Annotated in this window: 20 protein-coding genes; 3 read left to right on the forward strand and 17 right to left on the reverse strand. The window is 35.4% G+C overall.

Going from position 1 to position 18,226, the window contains the following annotated elements; all coding sequences use genetic code 11:
- Positions 1-129: 129 nt before the first annotated feature.
- From BN3107_RS16140 to BN3107_RS16170, 8 genes are all read right to left on the reverse strand, one after another.
- On the reverse strand, positions 130-942 hold the full coding sequence (locus BN3107_RS16140) for a carbohydrate ABC transporter permease (RefSeq protein ID WP_058308653.1): 813 nt from the start codon (positions 940-942) through the stop codon (positions 130-132).
- Positions 942-1,850 (reverse strand): carbohydrate ABC transporter permease, encoded by a 909-nt coding sequence (locus BN3107_RS16145; protein WP_148434768.1) that lies wholly within the window; start codon positions 1,848-1,850, stop codon positions 942-944. The genes BN3107_RS16140 and BN3107_RS16145 overlap by 1 nt, the downstream gene beginning before the upstream one ends.
- Positions 1,847-1,996 carry a hypothetical protein gene (locus tag BN3107_RS19905; protein ID WP_156416123.1) on the reverse strand — a complete coding sequence of 50 codons (150 nt, stop codon included), beginning with the start codon at positions 1,994-1,996 and terminating at the stop codon, positions 1,847-1,849. The genes BN3107_RS16145 and BN3107_RS19905 overlap by 4 nt, the downstream gene beginning before the upstream one ends.
- A 139-nt stretch (positions 1,997-2,135) precedes the next feature.
- The gene (locus BN3107_RS16150) at positions 2,136-3,470 is read right to left on the reverse strand and encodes an ABC transporter substrate-binding protein (RefSeq protein ID WP_058308654.1); all 1,335 of its coding nucleotides are present in this window, start codon (positions 3,468-3,470) and stop codon (positions 2,136-2,138) included.
- 106 nt (positions 3,471-3,576) lie between these two features.
- Positions 3,577-4,896: a response regulator gene (locus tag BN3107_RS16155; protein ID WP_058308655.1), complete on the reverse strand. Its 1,320-nt coding sequence runs from the start codon at positions 4,894-4,896 to the stop codon at positions 3,577-3,579.
- Positions 4,893-6,341 (reverse strand): sensor histidine kinase, encoded by a 1,449-nt coding sequence (locus BN3107_RS16160; RefSeq protein ID WP_058308656.1) that lies wholly within the window; start codon positions 6,339-6,341, stop codon positions 4,893-4,895. The genes BN3107_RS16155 and BN3107_RS16160 overlap by 4 nt, the downstream gene beginning before the upstream one ends.
- Positions 6,338-7,333: a sugar-binding protein gene (locus BN3107_RS16165; protein ID WP_058308657.1), complete on the reverse strand. Its 996-nt coding sequence runs from the start codon at positions 7,331-7,333 to the stop codon at positions 6,338-6,340. The genes BN3107_RS16160 and BN3107_RS16165 overlap by 4 nt, the downstream gene beginning before the upstream one ends.
- Positions 7,334-7,569: 236 nt before the next feature.
- Positions 7,570-8,142: a nitroreductase family protein gene (locus tag BN3107_RS16170; RefSeq protein WP_231735373.1), complete on the reverse strand. Its 573-nt coding sequence runs from the start codon at positions 8,140-8,142 to the stop codon at positions 7,570-7,572.
- A 360-nt stretch (positions 8,143-8,502) separates the two neighbouring features.
- Here BN3107_RS16170 and BN3107_RS16175 point away from each other — a divergent pair, with 360 nt between their 5' ends.
- Both BN3107_RS16175 and BN3107_RS19515 read left to right on the forward strand, forming a co-directional pair.
- Positions 8,503-9,765, forward strand: a complete 1,263-nt coding sequence (locus tag BN3107_RS16175; protein ID WP_082631345.1) for a helix-turn-helix domain-containing protein — start codon at positions 8,503-8,505, stop codon at positions 9,763-9,765.
- A 68-nt stretch (positions 9,766-9,833) separates the two neighbouring features.
- Positions 9,834-9,989, forward strand: coding sequence for a DUF1540 domain-containing protein (locus BN3107_RS19515; protein ID WP_077065143.1), 156 nt, complete (start codon positions 9,834-9,836; stop codon positions 9,987-9,989).
- 55 nt (positions 9,990-10,044) lie between these two features.
- On the opposite strand, the gene BN3107_RS16180 is transcribed toward BN3107_RS19515, so the two are convergent.
- The 5 genes from BN3107_RS16180 to BN3107_RS19910 form a co-directional block, all read right to left on the reverse strand.
- Positions 10,045-10,182, reverse strand: coding sequence for a YvrJ family protein (locus BN3107_RS16180; RefSeq protein ID WP_058308659.1), 138 nt, complete (start codon positions 10,180-10,182; stop codon positions 10,045-10,047).
- 223 nt (positions 10,183-10,405) lie between these two features.
- Positions 10,406-10,618, reverse strand: a complete 213-nt coding sequence (locus BN3107_RS16190; protein ID WP_058308661.1) for a DUF2922 domain-containing protein — start codon at positions 10,616-10,618, stop codon at positions 10,406-10,408.
- Positions 10,619-10,653: 35 nt separating this feature from the next.
- The gene (locus tag BN3107_RS16195) at positions 10,654-10,878 is read right to left on the reverse strand and encodes a DUF1659 domain-containing protein (protein ID WP_058308662.1); all 225 of its coding nucleotides are present in this window, start codon (positions 10,876-10,878) and stop codon (positions 10,654-10,656) included.
- Positions 10,879-10,972: 94 nt separating this feature from the next.
- Complete coding sequence (gene wecB, locus BN3107_RS16200) at positions 10,973-12,067, reverse strand: non-hydrolyzing UDP-N-acetylglucosamine 2-epimerase (protein ID WP_058308663.1); 1,095 nt, start codon at positions 12,065-12,067, stop codon at positions 10,973-10,975.
- Between the two features lie 246 nt (positions 12,068-12,313).
- Positions 12,314-12,460, reverse strand: coding sequence for a hypothetical protein (locus tag BN3107_RS19910; protein WP_156416124.1), 147 nt, complete (start codon positions 12,458-12,460; stop codon positions 12,314-12,316).
- 196 nt (positions 12,461-12,656) lie between these two features.
- On the opposite strand from BN3107_RS19910, the gene BN3107_RS16205 reads away from it, so the two are divergent.
- A complete protein-coding gene (locus BN3107_RS16205; protein WP_058308664.1) occupies positions 12,657-13,688 on the forward strand; it encodes an LCP family glycopolymer transferase in 1,032 nt (343 codons plus the stop codon).
- 15 nt (positions 13,689-13,703) lie between these two features.
- Here the strand turns inward: BN3107_RS16205 and BN3107_RS16210 are convergent, their stop codons facing one another.
- From BN3107_RS16210 to BN3107_RS16225, 4 genes are all read right to left on the reverse strand, one after another.
- Positions 13,704-14,777: a glycosyltransferase family 4 protein gene (locus BN3107_RS16210; RefSeq protein WP_058308665.1), complete on the reverse strand. Its 1,074-nt coding sequence runs from the start codon at positions 14,775-14,777 to the stop codon at positions 13,704-13,706.
- A gap of 254 nt (positions 14,778-15,031) precedes the next feature.
- Positions 15,032-16,735 carry a glycosyltransferase family protein gene (locus tag BN3107_RS16215; RefSeq protein WP_058308666.1) on the reverse strand — a complete coding sequence of 568 codons (1,704 nt, stop codon included), beginning with the start codon at positions 16,733-16,735 and terminating at the stop codon, positions 15,032-15,034.
- A 15-nt stretch (positions 16,736-16,750) separates the two neighbouring features.
- Positions 16,751-17,053: a hypothetical protein gene (locus BN3107_RS16220; protein WP_058308667.1), complete on the reverse strand. Its 303-nt coding sequence runs from the start codon at positions 17,051-17,053 to the stop codon at positions 16,751-16,753.
- A complete protein-coding gene (locus BN3107_RS16225) occupies positions 17,050-18,219 on the reverse strand; it encodes a glycosyltransferase family 4 protein (protein WP_058308668.1) in 1,170 nt (389 codons plus the stop codon). Before BN3107_RS16225 ends, BN3107_RS16220 begins: the two co-directional genes overlap by 4 nt.
- Between the last annotated feature and the right edge of the window lie 7 nt (positions 18,220-18,226).

The following is an 18,226-nucleotide window of genomic DNA, read 5'->3' on the forward strand; positions in this document are numbered from 1 at the left end:
ACGCCGTCAACGTGATTCTTGTGCTTGTTCACGAGATATCCTACTCTGTTCACGAGATTCCTGGGCCCCTTCACGAGATATCACGTCTTATCTCTCGAACAGAACAGACTACCTCACCAACAGCTGCTATTATCCTTTTACAGAACCCGCTAACAAGCCGCGAACAAAATATTTTCCTAATAAAATGTAGACAAGTAATGTTGGCATGGCCGCGAGTAATGCACCGGCCATTTGTACGTTCCACTGTACGATCTGGCTACCGGATAAGTTTTGCAAGGCTACCATTACCGGTTGGGCATCATTGTTGGTAATCGTTACGGCAAAAAGGAATTCGTTCCAAATATTTGTGAATTGCCAAATAGCGACTACGACAAATCCAGTGATCGATAATGGTAAAATAACTCGGCGGAAAATCCCTAGGAAACTTGCTCCATCCACTTTTGCTGCCTCAACCATCGAATCGGGTATGTTCGCATAAAAGTTGCGAAACATTAGAGTTGTTATTGGTAAGCCGTATACGACATGTGTAAAAATCAGCCCAATGATTGAATTATAAAGGTTGATTGTATTTAAAAATTGGATTAATGGAATCAGAATACTTTGGTACGGGATAAACATTCCAAATAAAATGACCGTAAAGACTACTTCTGAGCCTCTAAATTTCCATTTTGATAAAACATAGCCGTTCATCGCACCTAGTATCGCTGAAAGTAATGTTGCCGGAATCACCAAATATATGCTATTTATGAAATTGGGCCCAAGCTCTGAAAATGCCTCGATGTAACTCGAGAAGTCAATCGCTGATGGTAATGCCCACATTTCTGAGAGCGATACTTCTTCTAATGGCTTCAGACTAGTAATCAGCATCACATACACCGGTGTCAGGAAAAAAATGGCGACTGCGATCAATACAGCATATTTCAATATTTTTCTCGCTATCATCAAGATGCCCCCCTTCTACTATTGATCAAGTATGGCACGATGAATACCGCTACTAGCAGCAACATAATAATCGCAATCGCTGCCCCATTTGCATAGTAGTTACCACGGAAGGTCGTTTCAAACATGTAAACCCCTGGTACATCAGTTACAAAATTAGCACCAGATCCTGTCATCGCGTAGATAAGATCAAATATTTTTAATGAAATATGGGCCATAATGATGATCACACTCATCGTGATCGGTGTCAGCATCGGTAAAATAACTTTTCGATAAATTTGTAATTCGCTTGCACCGTCGATTCTTGCTGCTTCCCGTAGTTCATCTGGAATTCCAGTAAGTCCTGCCACATACATCGCAAGTGAAAATCCTGTCATTTGCCAGACCGCTGCGATCACAACGGCAATCATCGCAACAGGTAAACCAAATTCAATACTTCCCCACTGGAATCCCGCCAAAATATTTGTATCGGTATACCATTTTGGTTGGATGTTGAATACTTGCAGAAATTGATTGAAGCCTGTTGAAGGATTTAATAGCCATTGCCAGACGACCCCTGTCACAACAAAAGATAGTGCCATCGGAAATAAAAAAATATTGCGAAAGATTGCATTTGCTTTTTTCGTTTGGTCAAGTAAAATCGCTAATCCTAACCCTAACAAAATAACAAAACCAATAAATAATATCGTAAAAAATACCGTATTACGTAAATCCGCTTGGAAACGATAGTCCCCAAATAGATAGATATAATTTTTCAAGCCAGCGAACGACATATCTGGCATCAGCGTATTCCAATTACTAAGGGAAACCCAACCCGTCCAACCAATAAACCCATATACAAAAATAATAATGAGCAAAAAGGAGGGAGTTAAGAACAATAGTGCCATCATCTGATCCTTTGTAATTCTCATATCGATTGTCCTCCCGTCAAAAAAAGTATCTTTGTTGATACATATGGTGAGCGCTTCTTGCATTTTGGTGGTTCTTCTGGCAGTTCAATCGCTCTTTCTTGCAGATTTGCCTGTTCTTCTTGCAAATTCAGCGCTCCTTCTTGCATTTCCAACTACTCTTCTTGCAATTCAGCACTCCTTCTTGCATTTCCAACTACTCTTCTTGCAGTTCAGCGTTATCTTCTTGCAAATTCGCCTGCTCTTCTTGCATTTCCAAAAGGAGGGCTCGCGCTAGGCGAGCCTATATTATAGATCTCCGGCTACTGCTTGTAATTTTTTGATGAATTGATCGATGTTTTTTTGTGTTACGAAAATGTTTACCTCTTGATTTGCTTTTGTCAGGAAACCTTCGGATGCCGCTGATCCGTGTGCTAAGCTTGGAGCTAGATTGCTGTTTTGGAAGTCTTCCATCGTGTCTGTTCCATATTCATCATATTTTGATGGATCTGCATCGACGCGTGCTGGAATCGATCCTTTTAATGGGTTGAAGGCATCTTGCCCTTCCACTGATGCTAATACGTTTAAGAATTCCTTTACTGTATCCGGATTTTCAATTCCTTTTGGCAGACCGAATGTATCAGTGATTACCATAAAGTCTTCTGTTGTCCCAGGGAACGGAAAGTATCCAAAATCAACATTTGTTTCTAATTCTAAATCATTAGAAAAGTAACCTTTTGCCCAGTCGCCCATGTTCGTCATTGCCGCTTCACCCTCACCTACTAATTGGGAAGCATCTTGCCAGTTACGGGAAGCATGATCCTCATTTACATAACCAAGGATTTTTTCAAAATATTCTGCTGCTTCACGAACACGATCATCGTCGAAGCCAACTTCTCCTGACCAAAGTGCACGGTAATCATCTGGTCCTAAGGTTGCTAGTAATAAATTTTCAAAGATTTGTGTTGCCGTCCACGCTTCTTTATCACCCAATGCCAGTGGTGTCACTCCAGCATCTTGAAGCTGACCTAATACCTCAACAAATTCATCTAATGTCGTTGGTTCCTCAATTCCGTGTTCTTCAAATACCGCTTTGTTATAGAACATGACATTGCCGCGGTGAATATTAACAGGAACCGAATAAATATTGCCATCTTTACTTACGAGATCAATTAATTCTTGTGGGAATTTGTCCATTAAATCGTATTCTTCATAAAAGTCGTTCAACGGCTCCATCATGTCTGCTGCTACCCAGCTTTCATTTAATTCTGCTCCACCGTGCACTTGGAAAGTGGATGGTGGGTCATTTCCCTGCATCCTTGCAGCTAATACTGCTTTGGCATTGGTACCCGCACCACCTGCAACTGCTGCATTTTCCACTTCAATATCTGGATGTTTTTCTTCAAATAAATCGATCAGTGCGAGTAACCCATCTTCTTCACCTGCACCAGTCCACCAGCTGAAAATTTCTACCGTTCCGCCATCTCCCGATGATTCTTCTTCACTTTCTGTTTCTTCTGCTGGAGCATCATCGGTTACATCATCTGTTCCGCCTGTCTTTTCAGCAGAGTCCTCTCCACCGCAAGCCACTAATGCAAACAAAAAGATCATCATAAATAATAGTACTAAGCCTTTTTTAAACATGTTTTTTACCCCCTTAAAATAATATAAGCGCTTTCGACTATCATTATATAACGAAAGCGCTTACTAAATGTATTTGATTTTCTGTAGTATTTTATGATTCTCTGCACTATTTTACGATTTGATTTTGGTATTGCTTTGGCGATATTCCTTCATACTTTTTAAAAACACGACTAAAATAATTGGGATCACGATACCCTATCTCAAAACTGATCTCTTTTAATGATGCTTGATTTTCTTGGAGAAGTTCTTTGGCCATTTTAATCCGAATCGATGTCAGATAATCACTAAAGGTTCTTCCTGTTGTTTCACGAAATAAATTAGATAAATAATTCATGCTTAAATCGGTATATTCTGAAACATCCTCCAGGCTTATCTGGTCCTGGTAATGTTCTTTGATAAACTGTTTCGCCCTTTCAATTTTAGTTTGTGATTGAAAATGATGACGAATTTCAAGACAAACCATTTGTAAAAAATCACGCCAATCTTCACTAGTAGTTAATTGTTCAAAAGGACATTCCGGAAATTTCAGACTTTTATCCTCAACGACTTGCTTGATTTTATAGTAGGCCTCCATGTCTAATTGATGACAGATCTCATCAAATTGCGCCCAGACGCTATCTTCATTCCCTTCTTTTAATACTTGGAGAAAACCATCGATGTCTGGGCTTTCCTCCACTTTTGGTGGGAAACCGTATTTCTTTTGACCTGCCTCAACCAAGTGTCGCAATGCCTGCTTCGCTTCATAATAAGAAGTAGCTAGTTCTGTTAAGTTGGCATAAGGATGACCCACGCCTATATAAACAGTTCCTAACTCAAGTTGAAGTGCTTGGATTTTCTTCAAAACAGTGCCATTATCTAAGATTACATTGGATGGATAAAAGCCAATTTTATCATGCTGAATATATTCTGATGGTAATTTCACCATTTCGCTCATTACAAAAAAGAAACCACTTTGCATCTTCGTAAAGAGATTTAGCTTTAATCTTGATACATCTTCCCCTTGTATGAGCTTTGTTAAAAATAAGGCACGGCGATTGTCCAATGTTTGTTGTTCCTGATCAATTTCTTTTTTTACACGGAGAATCGCTCGAATCGTTTCTTCTTTTTTGCTTGGCTTCAAAATGTATTCACGGACCCCAAGCTTCATCGCTTTTTTGGCATAATCAAACGAATCATACGCTGTTACCATGATGAATTTAATGCTTGGATTTGCTTGATGAATCCGTTCCATTGCCTCTATACCGCTTAGGCCAGGCATCTTAATATCCATCAGCATAATATCTGGAAGAAACGATTCTGCAAGTTCGATCGCTTTGCGGCCATTAACAGCTTCTCCGACTACTTCTAAGTCCGTGAAATGCTCTTCTAAAAATTTACGCATCGCCTTTCTTTCGAGCAGCTCATCTTCTGCAATGATCACTTTCATGCGACTTCCCCCTTTCGATATTTGGGAATCTTGAGGCGAATCACAGTACCTTTTCCCACCTCAGACTCTATCTCTAATACATTCTCTTTTTGATAAAAAAGTTGCAGTCGTTTGATGACATTGGCAAGTCCAATCCCTGTAACATGCCCGATATGCTGATCATCTTCCATTTTTATTAATTTCGCTTGTTTCTCGGGACTAATGCCTATTCCATTGTCACAGACCTCGATAACAACAACTGTATCGCTCTCATGGATGAGCACATCAATTCTCCCTCCATCTTCAAGCGCTTCTAACCCATGGATAAAGGCATTTTCGACAAGCGGTTGTAACGTCAACCTCGGTATTGCTACATTTAAATGATCTGCTAGAGGATCAACATGAAATTCAATCCGCTCCATAAAGCGCATCCGCTGAATATGGACATAATCGGTCACCATTTTTAATTCATCCTGTAAGTGAACAAATTTCTTTAAATCCCCTAAACTGTGACGCATCATCGACGCGAGTGAATCGATCAAATTAGATGTCGAGCGTGCATCTTCTAAATATGCCATTTTTGAAACCGTATTTAATGTATTGAACAAAAAGTGTGGATGGATTTGATTCTGTAAATGTTTTAACTCTAAATCCTTCATTAACATCTCCTGTTCTGATTGATCCTTTATCTCTTTAATAAGACTTTGAATGTTGGAACGCATTGTATTAAAGGAATCCCCTAATAATCGAAACTCGTCATTTGATTCAATCACTACCAGTTCCCCCGCAAACTTTCCACTTGATACTTCTTTAGCTGCTTTAGAGAGCATTTGAATCGGCCGATGAATACCGCGGCCAAACCGAATCGCAAGATAGACACCACACATAATCGTTGTAATTAACAGAGAAATTGTAAAATATTTAAAGGCCTCGTTCCTTTTTTGCATATCTAAATATAGAGTTTGATAATCTGTTAACGAGGTATCGAGCAATTCTAAAGTGGTTTGTTGAATATAGTTTGCCGTACTCTGGACTTCTTTCATATGTGCCGTATATTGTTCCATATCATCACGCAGGACGAAGCCAACTGTTAATTCCGATTGATAGATCAACGCATCAATCATATTGATATAATTTTTATATTGAATCGGGGTGGAATCTGTTAATAACGGTTCAACCTGTTGTTTTAGTGTGGTGCGATTTTGATAATATTGCTCTAAACTGGGATCGTCGCGTTCCAATACATACGTTTTAGTAGTATCGGACAATTTGATCGCCGTTTGAGAAATCGTATTTAATCGCAAAAGTGACTCAAAGCTATCATGGTATTGCTGTTGAAGTTGGCTGGAACTGACATAAATCGAAATCGTCACAATATTAAATAAAATCATAATAGCAGCAAAAATCAAGGTGAGTTTCGATTGAATCGTTCTTCCGCTGATATGTTTGTAAAACCAATTTCTCATGGCCTTTCACCTTCTTTAATAGGAGCAATTAATTCTCCATTATGAATATGAGAAGCTTTGACAATCCCTGTATCTGTATAATGAATGGGATTCACGGTCTGATTTTTATGTATTTTGAGCATTAATTCTACTGATCGTTTACCCATTTCTTCTGGATATTGGACAACTGTGGCATCAATGTTGCCTTTTTCAATTGCTTCTACGGTTTCCGGTAAAATATCAAAAGCAATTACATAAGGACGCTCATCAGGCTCTCTTTCTCCTATTCCCTGGACAATTCCGATTCCATCTAATGCGCTGGTACCCAAAAAAGCAGTAATATCCGAATGGACTTTCAATAATTCATAGGTTGCTTGTGCTGCTCCTAATTCAGTAATATTCGATTCTGCAACATCAACCAACTCTATTCGATTCGATGCAGCGATTGCTTCCTGGAATCCATTGAGCCTCTCCAATTGATTTTGCGCAGTGGCAAGTCCGATAATAACAGCCACCTTCTGTTCGCCTGTGGTTTGTTCAATCAATGTCTGACCAGCTAAAAATCCTGCATGATAATTGTCAGTTCCGATATAAAATTGACGATCACTCTTCTCATTATCGGTATCAATAGTTGCGACTGGAATTCCCCGATTCGAAGCTTTTTGAACGAGTTGGGAAAAGATTTCATCATTCATCCCTTTGGTAATAATGCCATCTACATCAGCGGCAATCATTCGATCCAATGTTGCCAGTCGCTCGTCATTATCGGTTACTTTAGGTCCGATGTATTCTAAATATATGTTATGCTCAGCAGCCGCTTCTTTTGCACCTTGTTCAATCAATCTCCAATAATCATTTCCCACTTCTTCAGTGATCAGGACAAAATGATAATCATAGGGATCACCCGCTGTCAATTGATCCTCAATATAAAACGTCTCTTTCCCAAAATATAGCATTAGACTAAGTGGAATAAGGAATACTATAAGTAATAAGATCTTTTTTATATAATACATAGTGATTCGCCTCCTATCTTATTTGATTGTAAGCATTTACATTGTTTTTGTCTATTCGCAAATAAAAAATGCGACTCATCTTTGTTGTTGATTTGAAGTGGCTTCTTGCAAATTCGCCTGCTCTTCTTGCAGATCGTGCGCTTCTTCTTGCACTTAGGTTATACGAGGTAAATCGTTACATAAAAAAATGGATTTTCGTTCAAACGAAAATCCATTTTAGCACTATAAAAAAGTATTTAGATTTTAAAGGCGCCTTCCATAACTGTCTCTGTTAATGGCCTTCTGGGAGAAGGTATTTCCCGCTCCTGAAATTTCTCCTCTAGTCGTTCTTTTTCATCCTGGTAACCAATTGCAACAACGGCGTGAATATCATACTGCTCAGGAATGTTTAGGACTTCACGTGCCTGGTCTTTATAAAATCCACCCATAGCGTGTGTGATTAATCCATTTTTCATTGCTTGTAACGAAAGAAATCCCCATGCTGTTCCCGCGTCAAATGCGTGGGACCCACCGGCATCTTTATCTGAAATAATTAAAGCAAATGCTGGTGCTTTATCACTCCACGCACGATTTCCATCCATAATAAAGGAATTGAATTTTTGGCGGTCTTCTTCTGTTCTAGCAACAATAAAACGCCAAGGTTGTTTGTTACTTCCGGATGGTGCCCAACGAGCCGCTTCCAACACACTCATTAACGTAGCTTCATCTACCACTTTATCAGCAAACGAACGCGGTGACCAACGATTTAAAAACATATCATCGATTGGATAGGTAGCTTCACGGTATTCATTGATATTTATATTTTTCACAATGCATCTCCCCCTCTAAGCACTCATTATAAAACATACTCATCGTTATCTCAAAAATCACGCTTAATGGGCTCTTGTCATATTTTATAGTAAATAATAAGTAAAAGGAGCAAAAACATGAAAGGGTTCATCTATTTTTGTATGATCATGATCATTGGATTTCTTATTTTGGTGCCATGGCTATTATTTGTGGTACCTTTAATCGGGCTCAAAACATTTATAATGCTTCTAATTTTGCTCACTTTAGGATTTTTTGTTGAATTTTTATGTAAATAAATAGATTTTTTTCAAATTTATTGAAGGATTTTCACCAATACTATCGAATTATATAAATAGTACCATAAATTATTCGAAAGTGAGATGAATCGATTGCGTGAAATCGGAAAAATAATTAAGTTTCACAGAGAAAAAATGAACATGAGCCAGAAGCAATTAGGTAAGGCAGTAGGTTACTCTGCAGCAACAATTAGCAAAATTGAATCAGATCAGTATCAACCACCAGAACATTTATTGAAAGCTATTCAGGATATACTAAAAATAAAGGAGTTAGTTCATGATAAAACAGATCCGATGTACATCCAATTATCAGCTTGGCAAAAAGTAATTACTAGTAACAATATTGCCGAATCACAGGCATGTTATCAGCAAATCAACAAACTTCCCACTAGTGATTATGTTCATTACGAAAGTATTTATTTACTTCATAGCTTTCAACATTTTTTACTATGCTTCGACCTTAAAAAAGCCGGTTCTCATTTTGACCTTATTCAACAAAAAGCATTCCATCTTACATCAGAAAGTCCTTATCAATATAATAAGACGATCGCTAGGTTCTATATGTTACAGGATCAGATAAAAAATTCGCTAGCACACCTCCATGTTGCAACACAACTTAACCAAGAATCCTCTCAAAATGATGGTGACATCTACTTATACCATGCCATCAACTACAGCAAAGCAATCAATATTATTGATTCTAACCACCACGCTCGAATTGCCAACACACTATTTCAGAGAACGATGAATTTGGAAAACATTTTGCTGACTCGTATTATTATGATCATTAATACTATGTGGCATGGTAAGATCTATGAGTCGATTGAATCCCTTCATTATATTTTAGACAACAATCCCAAAAGCATGAATTATTCCTTTATTCAATATATACTTAGTTTTGGTTATTTTCTTGTTAAAGATTATGAATCATCATTAAAATATAGTAGAACAGCGATATTGAGTGAACAACGTCCCGCACTAAAAATGGCATACCTATACTTGAGAGCTACTACTTTTGCTTTAATTGAAGATCCTCAAAATGCAATCGTTTACATAAAGAGCGGATTACGACTAAATCAAAGCAAAAAGTACTCCTATAAATTATATATATTGCAACAAATTCTTGAACGAAAGGGTGGATCTATCGAATTTTTACAGAAAATGAAAAAAGAAATAATACCATACTTTATACAAGCTGGTGATCAAGTAGAAGTGAATTTTTGTCACGCGCTTCTCGGTGCTATCTATCACTCCCTACAACATTATAAGAAATCATCCAATTATTTTTATCTTACGGGTGGGGATTCCTTGATCAATGAAATCTTAGCTAAATATCCACAGAAATAATCTTCCATGATTACCCACACATTTTTTTATTTAGTTGACTTACACTACCTGTATAGGAGGTGGGTAAGATGGCGAAAGACGTTAAATGTGAGGTTAACAACTGTAAGTATTGGGCTGAGGGCAATAATTGTATTGCAAGTAGCATCTGTGTTGTCAGCCATACCGGAAAAAGTGCTGCCAATGAGAAAGAAACAGATTGCCAAACATTCGAACCGACCGTCTGACAACCTTCTTTAATGACCTCAGCTAACAAATGGTTAGCTGAGGTTAATTTATGAGTCAGCGCATTTTTTCTGGCAAGGCAACGATGGATTCAATTAATGTATTCAGCTTTGTTTCGATGCGATGCAACAAATAAAAGGTGACCGCAACCGGAAAACCAACATCCGTGATTAAAGATATCCATGTTTCTTCCATATTTTCAACTCCTCTTCAAAAAGTCTTCTTGTTCACGGGAATTAACGTATTCTTTACGGGAATCGTTGTCCTGTTCACAGGAAAAGTCTTGCCCTTCACTGGAATCATGCACTATTCCCGTCAATAGCGCAATAATTCCCGTGAAGAGAGTAACTTTCCCCGTCAAGCAAAGCTTAATTCCCGTTAAGAAAAAGGGGAGCTGCATAAGCCCCCCTTTACTCCGTTAAATTTCGATTTCTGTTACATTACGTTCGACGATGCGGGCACTTTTCTTGGCAACTAGATCTCCACCTGATGAGAACAAAGCATTTTGAGCAAGGATCGTATCCATCGCATCATTTACTGCAACTGCATCAACAGGTTCTACAGGATTATCCAATCCGATCGTTACTGTCTTACCGTCCTCATTTTCAAATTTCAATTCGATCTTTTTCATCTATGGCACCTCCTTCTTTTATTCGTTTAAAAAAATTAATCTTCTGTAATTAATTCTGTGTCATTTCGTTTTACCGAATAAAGGACAAGCTGTTGCAATGGAGCAAGTGCTTCTGTGATTGTTAGAAGCTGATCCGCTGTCGCATCCAATTTGACATTGTTAAAGGATTTTGACTTATAAACCGGATCACCTGAAATGGGATCCACTCCATTTTCAAATGTTAATTGCAGTCTGGAATCAATACGTTCCGCCTGAGCCATTTGATCACCTCCCTTCACTTTTATAATCAATAAGTGGAAGGGAAAGGTGTCGGGTAAAATAAAAAAACCACCCTATATGGATGGTTTTTTTAGATTATTCATTTTCTAATACATCTGCAATGCGTTTACAAGCATAACCGTCACCATACGGATTGCTCGCTTTGCTCATTCTTTGATACTCTTCTTTGTCATCTAATAGCTGTTTAAAGTGCGTATATATATTTTCTTCATCTGTACCAACTAGCTTTAAGGTACCAGCTTCAACACCCTCTGGACGCTCTGTTGTATCACGCATTACAAGAACAGGTTTTCCAAGACTTGGTGCTTCTTCTTGAATTCCACCACTATCTGTCAATATCATGTAAGACTGTGAAAGAAAGTTATGAAAATCAATCACTTCTAATGGTTCAATAATTCGTACTCGATCATTACTCCCCAAAATATCATTGGCCGCTTCACGAACGACTGGATTCATATGAATCGGATAAATGACTTTGATATCCTCATACTCATCCACAATACGCTTAATCGCCTTAAACATATTTCGCATCGGCTCCCCGAGATTTTCACGACGGTGAGCTGTAATCATGATCAACCTACTATCAGCCGCCCACTCCAATTGTTCATGGGTATAGTTTTCACGAACCGTAGTATTAAGAGCATCGATTGCTGTATTTCCTGTAACATGAATGGATTCTGGATCCTTTCCTTCTTTCAAAAGGTTCTCCTTCGACATATCGGTTGGTGCAAAGTTATATTTTGCTACAAGACCAACTGCTTGACGATTAAACTCCTCAGGATACGGGGAATAGATATTGTATGTTCTAAGGCCAGCCTCCACATGACCAACAGGTATTTGCAAATAAAAACAAGCAAGTGATGTAACAAAAGTAGTCGATGTATCTCCATGTACAAGTACCACATCTGGTTTTACTTCTTCTAATACGTCTTTCATTTTTTCTAAAATAGCTGTTGTAACATCAAATAACGTTTGTTTATCTTTCATTATCGATAAATTGTAATCAGGTTCAATATCAAATACATCTAATACTTGCTGTAACATTTCTTTATGTTGCCCCGTTACACAGACAATCGTTTCTAATCCTCTTCGTGTTTCTAATTCTTTTACTAATGGACACATTTTTATCGCTTCGGGTCTCGTCCCAAAAACGACCATGGCTTTTTTCATTTTTACTGTCACTACCTTTCAATTGTTTAAACAAAATTAAAATAGATTAAACTTTCTTTCTTAACCTTAACATTTATTTTCTAATTGCTCTTTTTTACTTTGTATATGCGTTTGAAGAATATTTTCAATTTCTTCCAATTCCTCAAGGGAATTTACATCTTGATAGATATATCTAATTGTTTTCTTTAAAGACTTTGGTAAGTCATTAAACAATTTAATGTTTTATCACTCCAAAAATTCAGTTTTTTATCTATTTTTTGATTTTAGGATAGTTGGTAACTGTTTTTGCATATCTTTCAATATTGTTTCTAAATTAGCTCCATTATTGCCATTAGTATATGCATTTTTCAAAATTGTTAGCAATTGGTGCTTGTCTCTCTCTAATTCTTCCACAACTTTCTCCTCCAATATAGGAATATATTCTATTTGGTATCATAGCATAATTTATCATGAAATGATATGTTAGAACAATGTAATTTATTACATTTTAATTACAATATTTGATAATGTTTGCTACACACATTGCCAAAACAAAATCCATTCATTATAATAGACAAAGTGAATTATTATAGAATTAAGGGGAATGCGTATGGAACGCAAGGAACTGCGTAAACAAAAGAAGAAACAAAAAACTAAAAAAAGACTAAAAATCTTTCTGCTCATATTTGGTTTAGCAATCGTTTTAGGGATAGGACTAGGCGCATACATTTTATATGAAACATATCAGGCTGCTAGCGACACTTATGATGAATTGGATCGAGGAGAAAAATCTGAGAAACGAGAAGAAGTCGTCACTATTAGTCAAGATCCTATATCGATATTGTTAATGGGTGTGGAGGATTATTCATCAGACAATGATAATGGTAGATCGGATACCATGATGGTTGCAACTTTTAATCCTGGGGATGAAAAATTAAAATTATTAAGTATTCCTCGTGACTCTTATGTAACGATCCCTGGCAGAGAAGGACAAGACAAGATTAATCATTCCTTTGCTTTTGGTGGAAAAGAATTAACAATTAAAACGGTTGAGGAATTGTTAGATATACCGATTGATTATTATGCTACTGTCAATTTCGATGGTTTCAAGAGTATTGTGGATACGGTAGGAGGAATTACCGTAGATGTTCCCTTTGATTTTGAACAAAACAGTGATGATCGAGTTGCAGAGAAACTTCAATTTTACGAAGGTGAAATGGAATTAGATGGTCGTTATGCATTAGCATATGCCAGAATGAGATTAGAGGATCCACGAGGTGATATTGGACGAAACGAAAGACAAAAAGAAGTTATAGAAGCCATTATTAAAGAAATAACTTCAGTTTCGACTCTGACAAAGATTGACGATCTCGGAGAGGATTTAGGTGCAAATGTAGAAACGAACCTTAAGATGGGTGATGGCATTAACTTTTTAAGGAAATACTCTGACTTCCGTACTTCTAATATTGACGAAGTCACCTTAGAGGGAACAAGTCAGTACATCGGAAACATATCCTATTATGTTCTTGATGAACAATCTTTAGCAGATGCCCAACATGAATTAAGAGTTCATTTAGAGTTAGAAGAACCTAATCAAACAAGCGAATATTCACAAGAATCAGAAGAAGAGCCAACATATTAAAAATGTTGGCTCTTCTTATATATTTTGTTTCTTTCCTATTAATTTTCTTAAACTATTCAATACAGGTTGTTGACCATTTAATACAATACCTGATAGTTCCGCAATAATTTGAATAGCGAGCACGATTAAAGCTATAATAATAAGCGATGTTAACATCGTTGCACTATTAAAAATAATTGCCATAATCCCAAAAAATCCACTGAATGCGTAAATAATAAGCACAGCCGTCTGATGACTGTATCCCATATCAATTAACTGATAATGGATATGCTTACGATCCGCTTGTCCAATGCTTTGTTTATTGATCATTCTTCTAATGATTGCAAAAATCGTATCAAAAATCGGAATGGCAATAATGATAATCGGAATAATAAAACTAAATAAAGCTACGTTTTTAAATAAACCTAACATTGAGATAACAGATATGGCATAACCAAGAAATAAAGCTCCCGTATCTCCCATGAATATTTTGGCAGGATAAAAGTTATGATAAAGAAATCCTAAGCAGCTTGCCACTACTACGATACTTAAATAAACGACTATAATACGATAATCTGTGATGGCAATAATTAAGATACTAGTTAACCCAATCGCTGATACACCTGCTGCTAAGCCATCTAGTCCATCAATTAGATTAATCGCATTTGTAACCCCTACAATCCACAGGATCGTTAACACCAGACCAAACTGAGTTAATTCAACTGTTCCGAAAAAAGGCATGGTGACTTTATCGATCACAAGACCAGATGAAACTACAACAGATGCTGCCGCTACTTGGCCGATAAGCTTCTGATAGGGTTTCAAACAAATTAAATCATCTAATAATCCAGTTAATGCTATGATTAATCCACCTATTATAATTTCAGTCATATGCGGATGTTGAGGTTGCAAATAAATCAAACCAGCCGCTACCCCTAATATAATCGCTAATCCGCCTATCCTAGCTTTCTCGCCATCATGTTTTTTTCGCTCATCTGGAGAATCTACTGCATTTATTTTCACTGCTAATCTTCTAATTATCGGAGTGGATAAAAAAGCTACAACTCCTGAAATCATAAAAGCTGTAACTAACTCTAAAATATTATACATTGTTTACACCTACTCGGTATTAATATAACCATCATTCAATCATTTTACCATATATATATAATTTGTCACTCACTTATAATATTTGACGGTTGAATTAGAGAAAGTGTTACAGTTACATAACTTCGTTTTTTTATACAACAATTCTTAGTTTTATGATAATACCCTTCATCAAAGTTGCAGATAACCTTATAATAATCAATATAATCGATTTTTATTATAAAAAACCTAAATCAATAGATCTAGGTTTTTTATAATTAGTTTTTCTTTAGTTTCCAATATTTTAATTGTAGCTTCCCTAACTTAGAATTTGCAAGTGCATTATATCGACTCTCTAACACCATATATTTTTTGTTCATTTTAGATCCTCTATTCTTTTCTAATGGTGTATTAATTTTAGTTGTAGTATTATTAAGTGATATATTGTTATTCGATTTCCTAGTATTATGTGAATTAATTACTTTCAATATATCTATGCTAATATTATTATAGTAATTTTCATAAAAATTATCTTTATTGTGTTCAATAAAAAGAAAAACCATCTTCCCTATTTGTTCATATTTTTTCACGATACCGTATTTACTTATAACTGAAACCATCTCAAAATAACTTTCAATATTTCTAAGGTTTTTTACTAGAAGACTTTTCTCCTCACTAAATGAATAATAAAACTCTCCACATTTGTGAACTTTTTCCACTAGTTCTTCTACAAACTTCTCGTCTGTATTTTTAAGTTCTTTATTTATAATGGTATGAACTTTTCCTTTTATTAAATACGGTAATAAATTATTTAGGATCTCTGAAAACGTGAAATTTTTACTTTTTTCAAACATTATCTTAGCGGCTTTTTTATATATTATTGGATCATTAATTGCCAGTTTGACTTTTTCTATATATTGCTCCATAGTCTCAGCATAAAGTGGATAATCCTCCCCAAATATGTTTATATGCATATCTGTCGGGTTTAGAATAACTGCTTTTCCTAATGTTCCATATTCTAGTAATTTTGTAGATAACTCTAAACTTGTATCCATCGATTTATCTCGCCAAGTTATTCCAATATCACTGTTTTTGATTAATTGTCGTGATTGTATTCTTGAAATTGCTCCGTGCCATGTTAAATTCTTAGTAGAATTAAGCAAGTATTTTAAATCTCTTATATAGTTTGGATTATCTTTGTCAACATTAAATTTATCTCCGGCAATCTCAAGAGTTGCATAGGAAATTTCTTCTAAAACTTCTCTAAACCCAACTATCATCGATAGTGAATTCCATCCTTTATCAAACTTTCCCGTATAGCAAAGCGTAGAATAGTTAGTTTTTTCCTCAAAAACCTCTTCAAAATCTTCAACAGTATCGGGTACCATAGGGTTAAGTGGTATAATATTTTTTTCAAAATCTGCATAATTTAATTGTTTTAACAAAAATACTTTCATCTCTTCAGTTTGGCACAATATATATGCGTCTAATTGTTTTAATTTATCAAATTCATTTTTCTTTTGAACGGTAATTTCTTGTGTCGAATGAGTGATACCTGTCATATAAACCATTGAGTTTCTAATTATTTCAGGATTAATTTCTGCTAACTTAATAGCTACTTCAATTCCTCTAATAATAAACCAATCGTATTGACTTTTATTCCAATAATGACTTATTACTTCACAAGCTTGACTATAGCTCATTCTATTTTTATTTTTCCAACTATGATTTTCATCTAAAAAATCTGGATCACTGTAGGGAGTAATAATATTTACATTGTCTAATTCATATAGTGGTTGTAATAACAAATCTCTTCTGATGGGATTAGCTAAAACTAAATCCACACTGATATTTTGATTTTTGGATAACATAGTAGCTAAACTCGATATAAAGACAGCTGAGCCATCCATAACATTCATATTAATGTATCCAAAAAGCAATATTTTTATTCGATTACTTTTATTTCTGTCAATAACACTCATGTAATTATCCTCCGCTCACTTTATCAAGCTTTTAAGTTTTCTTTTTATAGATATATATTTTAATGTTACTTTTCCTACCCAAGTTACTTTAACTCTATGTTCAAATAATTTTTGTTCTCTTATTTGTATTTCTAATTCTTTAATTCTTTTATACGTTCTTTCATCCATAGGAGATTCTTTATCTAACAAATCAGCTGTCATTTCCATCATCTTAAACATTTGCTCTTCAAGCTCATCATACATTTTCCTCCAATAATCTGCATCTTGCTGATAATTATTGTTATTACTCTCTTCTTGATGATTCTTTTCCTTAGTCAAGATAAAATCAACTCCAATTCTTTATTAATAACCACTTCTTGACTACATTTATCATTTATACTTTCAGAAGCATTTTGAGATAAATTTTGAAACAAGCTTTCATTAAAAAATAATCTTTCTATATTATCAGCTATATCAACAGGATCTTCTGGGTTTGCCAATAAGCCCGAATGGTTATGCTCTACAAATTCCGGTATAGCAGTTATGTTAGAAGAAAGAGGTACTAAACCGCTTGACATTGCTTCACACATAGATACTCCTTGTGAGTCTAATCTAGTTGGGCAAAGAAATACACCATAACTTTTGTGTAAGTCCGCAATTTCATTTTGATTTAAAAATGTTTTATTTATACTTACATTATCAAAATTTCTTAATGGAAGTAAGGTTTTATCAAAGAATTTACCTTCTCCAAAGAAAGCAAATTCTAGACGATCAAAAATTGGTCGCTTTGATAGTTCTAAAACTGCATCGACAGATTGATCATTCGCATACTTATGTGAGGCAAAAGGCCTTATCGAAAGAATTTTATATCGCTGATTGCTATCCTTTTTGTTATATCTAAATAATTTATTATCAATAATATTCGGAATTATTGATGCATTTTGACTTACAGCTCTAGCATCACATTCTGCGATATGTTCTTTAAACCATTTTGATACATGTACAAATTGTAAGTTTAATTCATTTGTTAAATATAGCCAATTCATTAATTTTAATTGATTAGCATAAAAAGTATCTTTCATTTTCAAAATTCGCTTTAATTCTTCTTTACTATTTAAAAAATTAAACCATCTTCTATGCCATGCTTCAGCTTCAAAACCGTGGACCCATACGATTACAGGAATATCTGAAGCTACATCAATTATAGTATCTATCATATCTGTGGATACAAAATGAATTAAGATTTTTTTATATTCTCCGTTTCCCAATGTTACATATAAATCACTTTTTTGACCTCTCATAACATTCACATTATCAAAATTATATTCCTCGTAATTTTTAAATGCACCATGAAGTACAAATACTTCTACATCTATTCCTTTCTCTTGATAGGCTTTAACTCTTCGATGAATAAACCCGTTTCTATATAATTGATCTTCATGGGGATATGCATTTGTAATTAATATATATTTATCTTTAGGAGTTGCGAAATTAGAATAATTCATGTTTACC

The organism is Gracilibacillus massiliensis (assembly GCF_001458115.1).
Classification (GTDB): Bacteria; Bacillota; Bacilli; order Bacillales; family Amphibacillaceae; genus Gracilibacillus; species Gracilibacillus massiliensis.

Bases quoted from the DNA above. Each gene is read 5' to 3' on its own strand.
- BN3107_RS16145 (WP_148434768.1), bottom strand. From the start codon at position 1,850: ATGAGAATTACAAAGGATCAGATGATGGCACTATTGTTCTTAACTCCC.
- BN3107_RS16215 (WP_058308666.1), bottom strand. From the start codon at position 16,735: ATGAGTGTTATTGACAGAAATAAAAGTAATCGAATAAAAATATTGCTT.
- BN3107_RS16190 (WP_058308661.1), bottom strand. From the start codon at position 10,618: ATGAAAAAGATCGAATTGAAATTTGAAAATGAGGACGGTAAGACAGTA.
- BN3107_RS16140 (WP_058308653.1), bottom strand. From the start codon at position 942: ATGATAGCGAGAAAAATATTGAAATATGCTGTATTGATCGCAGTCGCC.
- BN3107_RS16160 (WP_058308656.1), bottom strand. From the start codon at position 6,341: ATGAGAAATTGGTTTTACAAACATATCAGCGGAAGAACGATTCAATCG.
- BN3107_RS16195 (WP_058308662.1), bottom strand. From the start codon at position 10,878: ATGGCTCAGGCGGAACGTATTGATTCCAGACTGCAATTAACATTTGAA.
- BN3107_RS16210 (WP_058308665.1), bottom strand. From the start codon at position 14,777: ATGTATAATATTTTAGAGTTAGTTACAGCTTTTATGATTTCAGGAGTT.
- BN3107_RS16155 (WP_058308655.1), bottom strand. From the start codon at position 4,896: ATGAAAGTGATCATTGCAGAAGATGAGCTGCTCGAAAGAAAGGCGATG.
- BN3107_RS16175 (WP_082631345.1), top strand. From the start codon at position 8,503: ATGAATCGATTGCGTGAAATCGGAAAAATAATTAAGTTTCACAGAGAA.
- BN3107_RS16165 (WP_058308657.1), bottom strand. From the start codon at position 7,333: ATGTATTATATAAAAAAGATCTTATTACTTATAGTATTCCTTATTCCA.
- BN3107_RS16225 (WP_058308668.1), bottom strand. From the start codon at position 18,219: ATGAATTATTCTAATTTCGCAACTCCTAAAGATAAATATATATTAATT.
- BN3107_RS16205 (WP_058308664.1), top strand. From the start codon at position 12,657: ATGGAACGCAAGGAACTGCGTAAACAAAAGAAGAAACAAAAAACTAAA.
- BN3107_RS19515 (WP_077065143.1), top strand. From the start codon at position 9,834: ATGGCGAAAGACGTTAAATGTGAGGTTAACAACTGTAAGTATTGGGCT.
- wecB (WP_058308663.1), bottom strand. From the start codon at position 12,067: ATGAAAAAAGCCATGGTCGTTTTTGGGACGAGACCCGAAGCGATAAAA.
- BN3107_RS16150 (WP_058308654.1), bottom strand. From the start codon at position 3,470: ATGTTTAAAAAAGGCTTAGTACTATTATTTATGATGATCTTTTTGTTT.
- BN3107_RS16180 (WP_058308659.1), bottom strand. From the start codon at position 10,182: ATGGAAGAAACATGGATATCTTTAATCACGGATGTTGGTTTTCCGGTT.
- BN3107_RS19905 (WP_156416123.1), bottom strand. From the start codon at position 1,996: ATGCAAGAAGGAGCGCTGAATTTGCAAGAAGAACAGGCAAATCTGCAA.